This window comes from Pantoea trifolii (assembly GCF_024506435.1).
Classification (GTDB): domain Bacteria; phylum Pseudomonadota; class Gammaproteobacteria; order Enterobacterales; family Enterobacteriaceae; genus Pantoea; species Pantoea trifolii.
This window is the reverse complement of record NZ_JANIET010000001.1, coordinates 2,918,299-2,932,785: the sequence shown is the minus strand read 5'-3', so window position 1 is coordinate 2,932,785 and position 14,487 is coordinate 2,918,299. Positions and strand designations below refer to the sequence as shown.

Here is a 14,487-nt window from a genome sequence, read left to right as displayed (position 1 = left end):
AGTGATGTCATTTAAAGCGTAGCGGTTGCTACGGGTAACCATGTGTAAGCATTTGTATCGATCACGCCATAATGCCTGCAAAGTCGCGGATGTTTGCCAGGCTTAAAATTCATTCAAGAGGAGGAAATATGAAAGACCGAACATATGAATCCGCGTCTAATGAGGATGAGGTTTGCTGCATTATCGGTCAGGCGGTGATCGAGTTAAGCGATGAGCATCAACCAGTGAACAAATCCACGTTGTCGCTGAAATTACTGGCAATGGCCGACCGCGACAAAGATGATGAACGCGTCCTGCTTTACTGGATTGCCAGAAAAGCCATAACTAAACCTCACCAGCTCAATATCGGCGTTCAGGGCTGGCGTTAGAGGAACAAAAGAGCGGGCGCAATGCCCGCTCTCGTTATTTATGCGGTACGTAATCGACCCAGCGTCGGCCAGCGCACAAACATCACCATATTCCCCGCCAATATCATCACCAATCCGACAATTGCATTGCTATGCCAGTGATAACCTTCATAAAGCGTGGAGAGCGTCAGAGCCACCAGCGGGAACAGCAAGGTGCTATAGGCGGCCTGACTGGCACCAATGCGACCAACTAGGGTGAAGTAGGCACCAAATCCCAATACCGAACCCAATATTGCCAGATAACTCATCGCACCCAACCACTGCATATTTAGCGCGGGTGCCAGTGAATCGCCATTCACTAACGCCAGTGCGGCCATCACCAAAGCGCCATACAGCATCGCGTAGCTATTGGTGGTCAGAATATCGAGCTGACGACGCTGATGGCGCAGCGAAATCATATTGCCGAAGGAGAAGCCCAGCGTGCCAAGCGCGCTGAGGCCTACGCCCCACAGCAATTGCGGAGCGGGATGCGCCGCCTGAATATCATTCCAGAACAGGGCAACAATGCCGCCCAGGCCAAGCACCGCCGCTGGCAGCAGGCGAAATGATGGGCGCTGACGGAAAAAAATCCAGCTGTTGAGCGCGTTATACAGCACGGCCATCGAGAAGATCACCGACTCCAGTCCACTGCTGATCCACGCGGCAGCATGATAGAAGCAGACAAAGTTGAAGCCAAACACGCAGCAACCCTGCAGCAGACAAAACAGATGATCGCGCTTATCCAGCGTTCGCAGCCGACGCAGCAGTTTGAGGATCGCCAGCATCACCAGCGACGCCAGTAAGAAACGCCAAAATACCGCCACCAAAACCGGCGTATCGCCTGCTTCCTGTTGCAGGAAAATGGCAATCCAGGTAGTTCCCCAAATCATCACCACGGCAAGGTATAACATCACATTCATAACGCACTCTCCGACACAATCTGGCCCGCAGTGTGGCGTGAAAAGCAACGCGCGGCTTGCACGTTTTTGCGCGGCAATTGCAAAATCTTGCGCTTTTTACTTTTGCGTCCGGCTGTGACCTGTTTTCTGTCTGCGGAGATCCGTACACTGGGCGCTCATGAACTGCGAGTGATATCAACCATGGCTGATTACCAGACCTTCAACATGCTCCAGCGCCACAAAGCGCAGCTGCGCGACAGCGTGCAGTTGTCGAGCGGCATTAAGCTGGCGGCCTGGTTTAACAGCGGCGACCGCGTCACCAATCTTAGCGATCATCACACGCTGAGCCTGTATACCGCCGACGGTTATGAAACCTGGCATAAAACCCAGCACGGCTGGCGCAACGGCGGCGGGCCGGATCGCTTTTGCCTGATGCCCAGCGGAGTGGAATCGGTGTGGGATATTCGTGCCGATTTATCGTTTGTGCATCTCTACTGCACCGATGAACATCTGCGCCATCTGGGCGAACAGATCTGGGACCGCAGTCCGTCGCAGCTCAATCTGCATGAAAAGATCTTCGCGGCGGACGATCGTATCACCCAACTTTATCGCCACTTCTTGCTGAGCACCGATTGGCAGCAGCCGGCGAATCAATTGATGCTCAGCAGCGCATCAACGTTGCTGATGACGCATTTGTTGCAACGCTACAGCGATGTGCAATGGCAAGCGCCGCAGGTGCGTGGTGGATTGGCCCCCGCCGTGTTGCGGCGAGTGATGGCATATATTGATGCGCAGCTTGATCAGCCATTAACGCTGGCGCAGCTGGCCGCCGAAGCGGCGCTGAGCGAATACCATTTTGCACGCATGTTCCGTAGCAGCGTTGGCGAGGCACCGCACCAATATGTGATGCGCCGCCGCATGGATGCTGCGTTACAGCTGCTGAAATTCAGCCGTTTACCGCTAACAGAAATCGCGCTGCGCTGCGGTTTTCACTCCTCAAGCCACTTCAGTAACCGCTTTCGTCAACTGCATGGCGTGACGCCGTCGGCATGGCGACACGATCAGGCCTGATTACGATCTCACTCTTAAACCGATGTAATCGGCTGCAATAACCCCTGTTTTTTTCTGAACACATCTCTCAGTTAGGCCTTCTCACACTCTGTAAGGCATTTTTTCCATGGATTTTGGAGTAGGATGCTTTGCAGGAAAATTAAGCTATCACATTGATTACAATGACAAGTTACGAGAGGCCGTAATTATGGAAAAGCGCGTATCAAAGCTGGAAGCGGATATTGATGGTCTTAAAACCGATATGGCCCAGGTGAAAATGGACATTGCGGTAATCAAATCGAATTACGTCACCAAAAGTGAATTTCATCAGGAGATCGGCAAAATTCACCAGGAGATCAGCAAACAGACGAAATGGATCGTGGCGGGCATGATGAGCACTGCAGGTATGACGCTGGGGCTGGCTCGCTGGTTGTTTTAAGTGAATGATTAAGGAGTGAACATGGAAAAGCGCGTATCAAAGCTGGAAGCGGATATCGACGATATCAAAACCGATATGGCTGTCATGAAGACAGACATTGCGGTGATCAAGTCGAATTACGTCACCAAGAGCGATCTTTATCAGGAGATTGGCAAAGTGCATCAGGATATTGGGAGAATTCATCAGGAATTAAGTAAACAGACAAAATGGATTGTCGCGGGGATGCTGAGCACTGCGGGCATGACGCTGGCACTGGCTCGCTGGTTGTTTTGAGTGAGTTGATGATCAAGGAGTGAACATGGAAAAGCGCGTTTCAAAGCTGGAAGCGGATATCGACGATATCAAAACCGATATGGCGCTGATGAAAACGGATATCGCGGTGATTAAATCGAACTACGCCACTAAAAGCGATCTTCATCAGGCGATAAATCAACAAACGAAATGGATTGTGGCGGGAATAATGAGCACCGCTGGACTGACACTTGCTCTGGCAAGATGGCTGTTTTAAGCGGGAGAACGATGAAAATCTGGTGTCCCCTGCAGGAATCGAACCTGCAACTAGCCCTTAGGAGGGGCTCGTTATATCCATTTAACTAAGGAGACGCCGGGCGCGCAGTATAGCGCACCGCGAACCTGATTTTAACTATGCAGCGGTTGTTTGCTCAATCTATCAGCAATTTAAGACCAGGCTTACGCCTGTTTTTGCTTCTCTTTCCGCTTCTGTTCCGCACGTGCTTTGGCTTTCGCCGCTTCACTCATATCGTTACGAATCTGCGCATGGCTAATCAAGGCAAATATCAGCGTACCGCCCGTGATGTTGCCAAGCAGCGTTGGCAGAGCAAATGGCCAGAAGAATTCGTACCATGGCAGCGTGCCCGCAAACACCAGATACAGCACCTCGACCGAACCGACCACGATATGCGCTAAATCCCCTAACGCCACCAGCCAGGTCATCATCACGATCACCACAATTTTCGCCGCGCCCGCATACGGGAACATCCACACCATGGTGGCGATAATCCAGCCGGAGATCACCGCATTAGCGAACATTTCGCTGGGGGAATTGACCATCACTTTTTCACTGATGGCGGTAAACGCCTGACGCGTCGCATCGTCGAAGATCGGCATATGATTAAAAGCGAGCGCGCCCAACGCGGTACCCATCAGATTGCCGAGCAGCACCACGCACCAGAGACGCAACAGCAGCGCAAAGTTGCTGCCGGTCGGTTTGTGCATTACCGGCAAAACGGCGGTAACGGTGTTCTCGGTGAACAATTGCTGGCGCGCCATAATGACAATGACAAAGCCAAAGGTATAACCCAGATTTTCGAGTAAAAAAGCGCCGGGCACGCCTTTGAGGTGGACCTGGAAAATGCCTTTCGCCATCAGCGAAGCGCTCATTGACAATCCGGCCGCTACCGCCGACCAAAGCAGTGCCATACCATCGCGCTCGAGCTCTTTTTCACCGTCCTGACGTATTTCCTCATGAATTGCCGCCGCCTGCGAGGGCAGGGCATCTTCATCCACTTCAATCTCCTTGCCTTGTTCCTTCTCATCACTCTCTACATCGTTGTCACTGTTTGAAATCGATGGTGATTGTTTCATGTTTCCCTCGGGTGATAATGCCATTGCGCAATAAGCGTAGCTGGTTTTGGCAAGGTCATTTTGTTACGAAGATTCAATTTAAGAGTAACGAAATTTTAACTGAGTTGGTTTTTTGAGCAATTTCTTGATCTGATGCGCACGAATACCCCATTTGGGGTAAGTGGGAGCCAGCTCACAGACTTCGGCCCACAGATTCAATGTGGTATTATCGCCGCCTCATTCATTGCCGTGATTCTCCCTTCTATGCTCGAAGTCATTAATCTCTCATGCGTTCGTGATGAGCGAACCTTGTTTCATGGGTTGAGCTTCTGTGTGCAACCGGGTGACATTGTGCAAATTGAAGGGCCAAACGGAGCCGGGAAAACCTCGCTGCTACGCCTGTTAGCGGGATTAAGCCGGGCGGAAGAGGGCGACGTGATGTGGCAGTCACAGCCGATTCGTCAGCAGCGCGAAATATGGCAACAAAATCTGCTCTATCTCGGCCATCACCCCGGCGTGAAATCGGTACTCTCACCGCTGGAGAACCTGCATTTCTGGCACGGCAGCAGCAATGAAGACGCGATTTTTGACGCGCTTGAGCAGGTCGATCTGCTGGGTTTTGAAGAGGTGCCAGTGGCGCAACTCTCCGCCGGACAGCAGCGGCGTGTGGCATTAGCCCGCCTGTGGCTCAGCCCGGCGTCGATATGGATCCTCGATGAGCCTTTGACCGCCATCGATAAAGGCGGTGTGGAAAAATTAATGGCGCGATTCGCCACCCATGCCGATAACGGCGGAGCGGTGATTCTGACTACGCATCAGGATCTGCCCGATAACAGCGCGCGCGTGCGTAAAATTCGTCTTACTTCGGAGTGGGCTTGATGTTAGGTCGGGTCATTCAGCGCGAATTAAAAATCGCCTTTCGCAGCGGCGCGGAAGTGATCAATCCACTGTGGTTTTTCCTGATTGTTATCACGCTGTTTCCATTAGGTATCGGACCGGAGCCGCAGCAGCTGGCGCGCATTGCGCCGGGCGTGGCGTGGGTTGCCGCATTACTGGCCTCATTGCTGGCGCTGGAACGACTGTTTCATGACGATTTTCTTGATGGTTCGCTCGAGCAACTCCTTCTGCTGCCAACACCGCTGCCGGTTACGGTGCTGGGCAAAGTGATTGCACACTGGCTGATTACCGGGCTGCCACTGATTTTACTGTCGCCGCTGGCGGCATTGTTGCTGTCGCTGGATTTTGCCGGCTGGCGCGCGATGGCGTTAACGCTGCTACTTGGCACGCCAACGCTAAGCTTTCTCGGCGCGATTGGGACCGGGTTAACCGTTGGGCTGCGGCGCGGCGGCGTATTACTAAGTCTGCTGGTATTGCCGTTGTCGATACCGGTTCTGATATTCGCCAGCGCGGCGATTGATGCCGCCGGAATGGGATTGCCGATCGGGGGTTATCTGGCGATTCTCGGCGCGATGCTGGCCGTCAGCGCAACGCTGTCGCCGTTTGCGACAGCAGCAGCTTTGCGTATCAGTCTGCATTAATTCGTGTCGCCTCAGAGCGGCCGAAACCTGAATTCTCTTTATTGTGAGCTATGCAAAATGTGGAAATGGTTACACCAGTGGGCAAAGCCTGAGCGGCTTTACCAGCTATGCGGTCGCTTAATTCCGTGGTTCTCGGTGCTGGGTGTTGGCACGCTGTTACTCGGCTGGATCTGGGGCTTCGGCTTTGCACCGGCAGATTATCAGCAGGGCAACAGCTTCCGGATTATGTACATTCACGTGCCTGCAGCGATGTGGTCGATGGGCGTGTATGCGTCAATGGCTATTGCGGCGTTCATCGGCCTGGTGTGGCAGATGAAGATGGCCGATCTGGTCTCGGCGGCGATGGCGCCAATTGGCGCGGTGTTTACTTTTATCGCGCTGATTACCGGTTCCGCCTGGGGTAAACCGATGTGGGGAACCTGGTGGATCTGGGATGCCCGACTGACATCCGAGCTGGTGCTGCTGTTTCTCTATATGGGCGTAATCGCGCTCTATCACTCCTTTGAAGACCGTCGCACCGCCGGGCGCGCTGCTGGCATTTTGATTCTGGTTGGCGTGGTTAATCTGCCGATCATTCACTTCTCGGTACAGTGGTGGAACACGCTGCATCAGGGCTCATCCGGTATTCTGCAGCAGGCCATCGATCCCAGCATGCGCACACCGCTGCGCTGGTCCATTCTCGGCTATCTGCTGGTGTTTGGTGCTTTGACCTTAATGCGCTTGCGCAATCTGATTCTGTTTACCGAACGTCATCGTCCGTGGGCGATTGATGTGGCGCAGCGAGGAAGCAAATCATGACGCCAGCCTTTGCATCGTGGAGCGATTTCTTCGCCATGGGCGGCTATGCCTTTTACGTTTGGCTCGCCGTTATCCTCACGTTGATCCCATTATTCGGTCTGGTGCTGCACACCGTGCTGTTCCGCCGCCGTTTGCTGGTAGACATTCGCCAGCGTCAGTCCAGGGAGCGCCGCATTCGCGCGGCTAAATCGAAAAAAGCTGCCGATGAAGCAGCGGGAGAATCCGTGTGAATATCCGTCGTCGTAATCGCCTGTACGTGGCGATCGCGGTGTTGATCGGGCTTGGCCTGGCGACCGCGCTGGTGATGTACGCGCTGCGTTCCAACATCGACCTGTTTTATACCCCGAGTGAAATCATCAATGGCAAGGGCGAAGATCATCAGAAGCCTGAACCGGGCCAGCGTTTGCGCATTGGCGGCATGGTGATGCCGGGCAGCGTCAAGCGCGATCCGAAAACCCTCGCGGTCTCTTTCAAACTGTATGACGCCAACGGCGTGGTCAGTGTTACCTACGAAGGCATTCTGCCGGACCTGTTCCGTGAAGGGCAGGGCGTGGTGGCGCAAGGCGTGCTCGAAGAGGGCAATCTGGTGAACGCCAAAGAAGTGCTGGCGAAACACGATGAAAAATATACGCCACCTGAAATCGAAGATGCGATGAAGAAGAATCACACAGGACCTGCGGCAGCCTATCAGCAGTCAGGTGCGCAATCATGATGCCGGAAATTGGTAGCTTTCTGCTGTGTCTGGCGCTGGGTTTAGCGCTACTGTTGAGTGTCTATCCGCTGTGGGGCGCGGCGCGTCAGGATGCGCGTTTGATGGCGATGGCACGCCCGTTAACCTGGGGCATGTTCATCTGCGTCGCCGCCTCCTTTGCCGTGTTGGTGCACGCCTTTGTGGTGAATGATTTTACCGTTGGCTATGTCGCCACTAACTCCAACACCTTGCTGCCGGTTTACTATCGCATCGCCGCAACCTGGGGCGCGCACGAAGGTTCACTGTTGTTGTGGGTGCTGCTGCTCAGCACCTGGACGCTGGCGGTAGCGATCTTCAGTCGCGGTATGCCGCAGGATGCGCTGGCGCGCGTGCTGGCGGTGATGGGCATGATTAACCTCGGCTTCCTGCTGTTTATCATTCTCACCTCGAACCCGTTTACCCGCACCTTGCCAAACTTCCCGATTGACGGGCGCGACCTCAACCCGATGCTGCAGGATATCGGGCTGATCTTCCATCCGCCGCTACTGTACATGGGCTATGTTGGTTTCTCGGTGGCGTTTGCATTTGCTATTGCTTCGCTGATGGCCGGACGTCTGGATACCGCATGGGCGCGCTGGTCACGTCCATGGACCACCGCTGCGTGGGTGTTCCTGACTATCGGCATCGTGCTCGGTTCGGCATGGGCCTATTACGAACTCGGCTGGGGCGGCTGGTGGTTCTGGGATCCGGTCGAAAACGCCTCCTTTATGCCGTGGCTGGCCGGAACCGCGCTGATGCACTCGCTGGCGGTGACGGAAAAACGCGGCAGCTTCAAATCGTGGACGGTCTTACTGGCGATTACCGCGTTCTCGTTAAGCCTGCTTGGTACTTTCCTCGTGCGTTCCGGCGTGCTGGTTTCCGTGCACTCCTTCGCCTCCGATCCGGCGCGCGGCATGTTTATTCTCGCCTTCCTGGTGATTGTGATTGGTAGCTCGCTGCTGCTTTATGCGCTGAAAGGCGGTCAGGTGCGCAGTCGTGTGCAGAGCGAAGCCTGGTCACGCGAATCCTTCCTGCTGGGTAACAATGTGCTGCTGATCGCCGCGATGCTGGTGGTGTTACTCGGTACGCTGCTGCCGCTGGTGCATAAACAGCTGGGTCTCGGCAGCATCTCGGTGGGCGAGCCGTTCTTCAACACCATGTTTACCTGGCTGATGGCACCCTTCGCACTGATGCTCGGTATCGGTCCGCTGGTGCGCTGGCGTCGTGACCAACCACAGAAACTGTGGAAACGTCTTGGTGTGGGTCTGTTGGTGACGCTGATTCTGTCGATCGCGCTGCCGTGGCTGCTGCAGGATCGTATTGAAGCCATGACGGTTATCGGCCTGCTGATGTCGATCTGGGTGATCATGCTGACGTTGATGGAACTGCACGAGCGCGCCACCCATCGTCACTCCTTCTTCAAAGGTTTGCGTCATCTATCGCGCAGCCATTGGGGCATGGTGCTGGGGCATCTGGGCGTGGCGGTGACCGTGGTCGGTATCGCCTTTAGCACCCAATACAGCGTTGAGCGTGATGTGCGCATGAAGGCGGGCGATACCGTTGATATCCACAATTACCACTTTACCTTCCACGGCGTACGCAACCTGCAAGGACCAAACTACAGCGGCGGCGTAGCGGTGATTGAAGTGACGCGCAACGGCAAGCTGGAAGCAGTGATGCAGGCGGAAAAACGCTTCTATGCAGCCGCGCGCACCATGATGACCGAAGCGGCGATCAGCGGCGGTTTCACCCGTGACCTCTATGCGGCGCTGGGCGAAGAGCTGGATGACGGTTCATGGGCGGTGCGGATTTACTACAAACCCTTCGTGCGCTGGATTTGGTACGGCGGCGTGTTTATGGCGGTTGGCGGCTTGTTCTGCCTGTTCGATCCGCGCTATCGCTCACGTAAAAAAGAAGAGCGCGAGGAGCTGGAATGAACAAAAAAATCCTGTTTATCCCGTTAGTTCTGTTTCTGCTGCTGGCTGCGGCGCTGCTGTGGCAGCTGTCGCGCAACGCCAACGGCGATGATCCCACGCGTCTCGAATCGGCGCTGATCGGCAAGCCCGTTCCGGTATTCAAACTGGAAGCGCTGGATCAGCCCGGCAAAATCTACGATCAGCAGGTGCTAACCGACGGCAAACCGATTCTGCTCAACGTCTGGGCCACCTGGTGCCCAACCTGCCGCGCTGAGCATCAATACCTCAATACGCTGGCGGAAAAAGGCATTCGCGTGGTTGGCCTGAATTATAAAGACGATCGCACCAAAGCGGTGACCTGGCTGAACACGCTGGGTAATCCGTATGCGCTCAGCCTGTATGACGGCAACGGGATGCTTGGTCTCGATCTTGGCGTTTACGGCGCGCCGGAGACTTTCCTGATCGACGGCAAAGGGATCATTCGTTATCGCCACGCAGGCGACATGAACGATCGCGTCTGGCTCGAAGAAGTGAAACCGCTGTGGGACAAATACAATAAGGAGGCGGGCGTATGAAACGGCTGCTTCTACTGTTAGCGGGCATTCTGCTCAGCACCAGCCTGTGGGCGGCGATTGATACATACCAATTCGATTCGGTGCAGCAGGAAGAGCAATACCGCGATCTCACCGCATCGCTGCGTTGCCCGAAATGCCAGAACAACAGCATTGCCGATTCCAATGCGATGATCGCGGCGGATATGCGGCTCAAAGTCTACGAGTTGATGAAGCAGGGCGAAAGCCGCCAGCAGATCATTGATTACATGGTGGCGCGTTACGGTAATTTCGTGACGTATGAGCCGCCGGTAACCCCTTCCACGCTGATTTTGTGGGTGGGTCCAGCGTTGTTTGTGGTGCTGGGCGCGCTGATCATTATTCTGCGCAATCGCCGCGGCAGAGCGCGTAGCGAACTCGACGACAGTGAACAACAGCGCCTTGCGGCGTTACTTAAGCGTGACGGGAAGCCGTAATGACTGGATTCTGGATTACCCTGATTATTTTACTGCTGGCGGCTATCGCGCTGTTTCTGCGTGCCGGCTGGCGTCAGCGCGAGGCCAGCAGTGGCGATCGCGATCGTCTCAATACCGATTTCTATCAGCAACGCCTGCGCGAGCTGGAGCGTGATGAAGAAGAGGGCGTGGTGGCTGAGCGCCCGGAAATGGTGCGCGAACTGCAACAAACGCTGTTAACCGATGTGCCGCAGCAGGATGCCGCCACCATTCATCGCAGCAGCCGCTGGGTATTGTTGCCGGGCGTGATTGTGCTGTTGGTGGTGTCGGTTGGCATGTATCTGAAAACCGGCGGACTAGCGCAGCAAATCGCGTTTGTTAGCGTGCAACAAGAGTATCCTGCCTTACGTGCGCGCGTGATGGATCCCAAAGCGCAGCCGCTGACTATGGAAGAGCTGGCGCGTCTGCAGCTGGGTCTGCGCAGCTCGCTGCAAAATGACTCTACGAACCTCAACGATTGGGCGATGCTGGGCCGCCTGGGCATGGTGCTGAATAACGCCACCGATGCCAGCCAGGCATTTGAACATGCGCTGCAGCTGGCGCCAGACAATATCGAACTGCAGCAGGATTACGCCGAAGTGCTGACGCGCTCCAGCGATCCGCAGGATAACCGTCAGGCCAACGTGTTGCTGAAAGAGCTGCTGAAACGCGATCACAGCGATGTGCGTACGCTGAGTCTGCTGGCGTTTAACGCCTTCGAACAGCAGCAGTACAACGAGGCAATTGGTGCATGGCAGGTGATGCTGAAACTGTTACCGGCAGGCGATCGCCGCATCACCATGATCGAGCGCAGCATTGAACAAGCGAAAACTGACGCGGGACAGCAAAATAGCAATCTGGCATTGACGGTGAGTTTGACGCCGCAGGCAGAAAAAATGTTACCGCAAGGCGGAGTGTTGTATATTTCTGTGTCTGACGGTGTTTCACCGGTGCCTGTGGCTGTGAAGCGTTTACCGCTCAGCCACTTCCCGTTATCGCTCACGCTGGATGACAGCAATGCCATGATGCCGGATCGCCTACTTTCGGCGCAGCATCAGGTGCAAGTCAGGGTGCGTATTTCGCGCGACGGCAGTGCCAATCCGCAGTCTGGCGACTGGTTTGGATTAAGCGCGGTTACCCCCTGGAATGGTCATCAGCAACTGGCTGTGGAAATTAATCAACAGCAGCCCTGAAGCGATACCTTACTGATCCGCACAGGGAGAGAAGAATGAATAACCGCCTGACCGGTCTGGCGTTAGCCAGCTTACTGCTGGTAGGTTGTGCCAGCTCAAAACCGGCTGACAATACGGAACCTGCACAGCGCAGCGATCCGTTGGAAGGCTTTAACCGCACGATGTTTAACTTCAACTACAACGTGCTGGATCCGTATGTTCTGCGCCCGGTGGCGGTAGCCTGGCGCGATTATGTGCCGGTGCCGGCACGTAGCGGCATAAGTAATGTATTAGCTAACGTTGAAGAACCTGCCAGCATGGTCAACGCCATTCTGGTGGGTGAGCCGCGCCAGGCAGGTATCCACTTCACCCGTTTCTTCCTGAACACCGTGTTAGGACTGGGTGGATTAATTGACGTGGCGGGAAAAGCCAATCCGGAGCTGGCGCGTGAAGTGCCGCATCGCTTTGGTAGCACGCTGGGACGCTATGGCGTTGGTTACGGTCCGTATGTTGAACTACCGGCTTACGGCAGCTTCACCATCCGTGAAGATGGCGGTGACTTCGTCGATACGCTCTATCCGGTATTAAGCTGGCTGAGCTGGCCGATTTCGGTGGGTAAATGGACGCTGGAAGGGATTGAAACCCGTGCACAGTTGCTGGATTCGGACGCCATTTTGCGTCAGCAGCAAGATCCGTACGCCTTCATTCGTAATGCCTACTTCCAGCGACATGACTTTATCGCCAATGGCGGTAAGTTGAAGCCGGAAGATAATCCGAACGCCAGTGCGATTCAGGATGATCTGAAAGATATCGATTCGCAGTAAAAGAAAAAGGCGACTCATTAAGTCGCCTTTTTTTATCAAGCTAAGCATCAGAACTTGTAGTTAAAGTTCGCGCCGTACAGCCAGGCTTTACCTTCAGAGTTAAAGGTATACGGGCCTTCTTTCACGGTGACTTTCTGACCGTGCATGTAAGAAATACCCAAGTCGACGGAAGCATCTTCATTGAACGCGTATGACGCACCGGCGCTCAACCATAGACGATCCTGATCCGGGATGGAGATAGAACGCTTATCGGCCGGAACCGGGCTGTCATCAAAGGCGATACCGGTACGGAAGGTCCAGTTGTCGTCATAGAAGTACGAGGTACCTAACGCGATACGATAGGCATCGTGGAAGCCTTCATCCTTGTAAAACAGCGTCTGGCCATTGCTGCCGGTGGCTTTCAGCTCCTGAAATTGGCTCCAGCTGGTATACGTAAGGCTATAGTGAACCGCCCATTGTGGTGCGACTTTATGGTAGCCGGACAATTCCCACATCTCAGGCAGATTCAGTGTCAGAGAACCCGGAATGGTTGAGCCGCCGGTACCGTAAGGCAGGCCTAACAGCTGTGCCTGTGGCAGAGAGTTCACGTAACCCGGCAGGCTGCTTTTGTAATCGCCGTCAAAGTCGATTTTAACTTCTGAGCGATAGGTGAAACCGAAGCGGTTGTTCTTATCCACTTCATACAAAATGCCGGCGTTCCAGCCGTAACCCCATTCATCACCCTTTAAATGGGCAATTTGGGTATCGGCAGGAATGCCCAGCGCTGCGCCAGATTCACCAGCATAACGCTCAATCTTCGCCTTGGCATAAACCGCATCAAATCCGATACCAAAGCTGAAATTCTCATTCAGTCGATAAGCGGTGCTGATATTAAAGTTGCCGGTCATCAGGTCGGTTTTGCCGCCATAACCCCCTGCGGTATAGCCATTATTGAATTCGGTTGCCAGACCATAGTTTGAGGTTGCAGACGCACCAATCCACCACTGATCGTTAATCGGATGCACATAGTGAAGATTAGGGATCCACTGATTCGGTGCAATATTCTTGGCATCAAGGCTGCGACCAGAAGGGCTTTGACCGCTAATATCCACTTCAGGGTCAATGTAAACTGCGCCGATAGAGAAAGAAGGGCGATCCATCAACGCCATAGTTGCCGGGTTACGGCTGGCAGAGGCGGCGGTATCACCCATCGCACCTTCACCGGAATACGCACGACCTAAACCAATTGCTGAGAATTCATTCAGTTGAAAGCCCGCGGCGTAAACATGAGAACAGACGAGCGTTACTGCAGCTGCCACAGCTGACTTTGCAAACAGGTTTTTATGGTTCATGACCACAACCTCATCTAGATTTATTATTTAACGTTGTTACGTCGCGTAACAAAGAGCGGCGAATTGTAGGGACTGACGACAAAACCACATATCAGACCAGTGCGACGAGTATAGGTCCGACCTGTGTATTTGTTGCAATATTGTTTTTTAAATATTTCTGATTTGATCGATAAAATCAGATCTGCTTAACAAAATCTTAGCGGTTCGACTTAAACATAACGTTCAATTTTGCTGTGGATCAATTTTTAGTGTGATATTCGTCACTTAGCGGCTTGATCGTGGATGTGAAAACGCAGCAGGCGTACACTTTGCGGCAGAAAATGATCCGATTGTGTTGAATTTATCGTCAGGAGAAAACCATGACTGATGCCATTAAAAAATGTAGTGCGAACGAAACGGCGGCCTGCTGCTGTGTCGATGTGGGAACCGTGATGGATAACACCGATTGCACCGCAAGCTGGTCTGGCGTGTTTGCCGATCGTCATGCGGCGGAAGCGATGCTGGCGCATTTGACTGAGCGCGCGCGTCAGGTGGAATCCGATCCTTGCGATATTCGCGCGGAATTTGCCAATGAAGGCGACGCTGTGCGCCTGTCTATCGACTTCACCTTTGCCTGCCAGGCGGAAACCCTGATTTTCCAGCTCGGCCTACGCTAATCCCGTCGCTGCCGAAACCCCTTCGGCAGCCTTAACTCATTTTCGTGTATTCCCTCGCACTTTTTTCCTCTGCTTATTGGCTACTTAGCAACACTTAGTTAACACTGATGATCAGGTCA

The 14,487-nt window shown here is 54.1% G+C and carries 19 protein-coding genes and 1 tRNA gene; 16 read left to right on the top strand and 4 right to left on the bottom strand.

The features are described from left to right. Positions 1–128 precede the first annotated feature (128 nt). Positions 129–368 (top strand): hypothetical protein, encoded by a 240-nt coding sequence (locus NQH49_RS13600; RefSeq protein ID WP_008101313.1) that lies wholly within the window; start codon positions 129–131, stop codon positions 366–368. Positions 369–406: 38 nt separating this feature from the next. On the opposite strand, the gene NQH49_RS13595 is transcribed toward NQH49_RS13600, so the two are convergent. Then, a complete protein-coding gene (locus NQH49_RS13595; protein ID WP_256697017.1) occupies positions 407–1,306 on the bottom strand; it encodes a DMT family transporter in 900 nt (299 codons plus the stop codon). 180 nt (positions 1,307–1,486) lie between these two features. Here NQH49_RS13595 and NQH49_RS13590 point away from each other — a divergent pair, with 180 nt between their 5' ends. The 4 genes from NQH49_RS13590 to NQH49_RS13575 all read left to right on the top strand — a co-directional run bounded on the left by NQH49_RS13590 (position 1,487) and on the right by NQH49_RS13575 (position 3,282). Continuing rightward, positions 1,487–2,356 (top strand): AraC family transcriptional regulator, encoded by an 870-nt coding sequence (locus NQH49_RS13590; protein WP_179449975.1) that lies wholly within the window; start codon positions 1,487–1,489, stop codon positions 2,354–2,356. Between the two features lie 106 nt (positions 2,357–2,462). After that, positions 2,463–2,774: a hypothetical protein gene (locus NQH49_RS13585; protein WP_256697016.1), complete on the top strand. Its 312-nt coding sequence runs from the start codon at positions 2,463–2,465 to the stop codon at positions 2,772–2,774. A gap of 21 nt (positions 2,775–2,795) precedes the next feature. Then, positions 2,796–3,047: a hypothetical protein gene (locus tag NQH49_RS13580; protein ID WP_210081370.1), complete on the top strand. Its 252-nt coding sequence runs from the start codon at positions 2,796–2,798 to the stop codon at positions 3,045–3,047. 25 nt (positions 3,048–3,072) lie between these two features. Then, positions 3,073–3,282, top strand: coding sequence for a hypothetical protein (locus NQH49_RS13575; protein ID WP_137386226.1), 210 nt, complete (start codon positions 3,073–3,075; stop codon positions 3,280–3,282). Positions 3,283–3,302: 20 nt separating this feature from the next. On the opposite strand, the gene NQH49_RS13570 is transcribed toward NQH49_RS13575, so the two are convergent. Further along, a tRNA-Arg gene (locus NQH49_RS13570) sits at positions 3,303–3,377 on the bottom strand. Between the two features lie 87 nt (positions 3,378–3,464). Next, complete coding sequence (locus NQH49_RS13565) at positions 3,465–4,379, bottom strand: formate/nitrite transporter family protein (protein WP_256697014.1); 915 nt, start codon at positions 4,377–4,379, stop codon at positions 3,465–3,467. Between the two features lie 243 nt (positions 4,380–4,622). Here NQH49_RS13565 and ccmA point away from each other — a divergent pair, with 243 nt between their 5' ends. From ccmA to mlaA, 10 genes are read left to right on the top strand one after another with little or no spacing between them, the layout of a single operon-like run. After that, complete coding sequence (ccmA, locus tag NQH49_RS13560) at positions 4,623–5,237, top strand: cytochrome c biogenesis heme-transporting ATPase CcmA (protein ID WP_256697012.1); 615 nt, start codon at positions 4,623–4,625, stop codon at positions 5,235–5,237. Further along, positions 5,237–5,896, top strand: a complete 660-nt coding sequence (gene ccmB, locus NQH49_RS13555) for a heme exporter protein CcmB (protein ID WP_256697011.1) — start codon at positions 5,237–5,239, stop codon at positions 5,894–5,896. Before ccmA ends, ccmB begins: the two co-directional genes overlap by 1 nt. Before the next feature lie 57 nt (positions 5,897–5,953). Further along, a complete protein-coding gene (locus tag NQH49_RS13550; RefSeq protein ID WP_256697010.1) occupies positions 5,954–6,694 on the top strand; it encodes a heme ABC transporter permease in 741 nt (246 codons plus the stop codon). Further along, complete coding sequence (ccmD, locus tag NQH49_RS13545) at positions 6,691–6,924, top strand: heme exporter protein CcmD (RefSeq protein WP_256697009.1); 234 nt, start codon at positions 6,691–6,693, stop codon at positions 6,922–6,924. Before NQH49_RS13550 ends, ccmD begins: the two co-directional genes overlap by 4 nt. Beyond that, positions 6,921–7,406, top strand: a complete 486-nt coding sequence (ccmE, locus tag NQH49_RS13540) for a cytochrome c maturation protein CcmE (protein ID WP_008101293.1) — start codon at positions 6,921–6,923, stop codon at positions 7,404–7,406. Before ccmD ends, ccmE begins: the two co-directional genes overlap by 4 nt. Beyond that, the gene (locus tag NQH49_RS13535; protein ID WP_256697007.1) at positions 7,403–9,361 is read left to right on the top strand and encodes a heme lyase CcmF/NrfE family subunit; all 1,959 of its coding nucleotides are present in this window, start codon (positions 7,403–7,405) and stop codon (positions 9,359–9,361) included. Before ccmE ends, NQH49_RS13535 begins: the two co-directional genes overlap by 4 nt. Further along, positions 9,358–9,915 carry a DsbE family thiol:disulfide interchange protein gene (locus NQH49_RS13530; protein WP_101763614.1) on the top strand — a complete coding sequence of 186 codons (558 nt, stop codon included), beginning with the start codon at positions 9,358–9,360 and terminating at the stop codon, positions 9,913–9,915. Before NQH49_RS13535 ends, NQH49_RS13530 begins: the two co-directional genes overlap by 4 nt. Continuing rightward, positions 9,912–10,367: a cytochrome c-type biogenesis protein gene (locus tag NQH49_RS13525; protein WP_256697005.1), complete on the top strand. Its 456-nt coding sequence runs from the start codon at positions 9,912–9,914 to the stop codon at positions 10,365–10,367. The genes NQH49_RS13530 and NQH49_RS13525 overlap by 4 nt, the downstream gene beginning before the upstream one ends. Beyond that, on the top strand, positions 10,367–11,578 hold the full coding sequence (gene ccmI / locus NQH49_RS13520) for a c-type cytochrome biogenesis protein CcmI (protein WP_256697004.1): 1,212 nt from the start codon (positions 10,367–10,369) through the stop codon (positions 11,576–11,578). The genes NQH49_RS13525 and ccmI overlap by 1 nt, the downstream gene beginning before the upstream one ends. Before the next feature lie 35 nt (positions 11,579–11,613). Then, positions 11,614–12,381, top strand: a complete 768-nt coding sequence (mlaA, locus tag NQH49_RS13515; protein ID WP_256697003.1) for a phospholipid-binding lipoprotein MlaA — start codon at positions 11,614–11,616, stop codon at positions 12,379–12,381. 47 nt (positions 12,382–12,428) lie between these two features. Here mlaA and fadL read toward each other — a convergent pair whose 3' ends face one another. Then, positions 12,429–13,712, bottom strand: coding sequence for a long-chain fatty acid transporter FadL (gene fadL, locus NQH49_RS13510; RefSeq protein WP_008101276.1), 1,284 nt, complete (start codon positions 13,710–13,712; stop codon positions 12,429–12,431). A gap of 359 nt (positions 13,713–14,071) precedes the next feature. Here fadL and NQH49_RS13505 point away from each other — a divergent pair, with 359 nt between their 5' ends. Continuing rightward, positions 14,072–14,368 carry a YfcZ/YiiS family protein gene (locus tag NQH49_RS13505; RefSeq protein WP_256697002.1) on the top strand — a complete coding sequence of 99 codons (297 nt, stop codon included), beginning with the start codon at positions 14,072–14,074 and terminating at the stop codon, positions 14,366–14,368. The last annotated feature ends 119 nt before the right edge of the window (positions 14,369–14,487 follow it).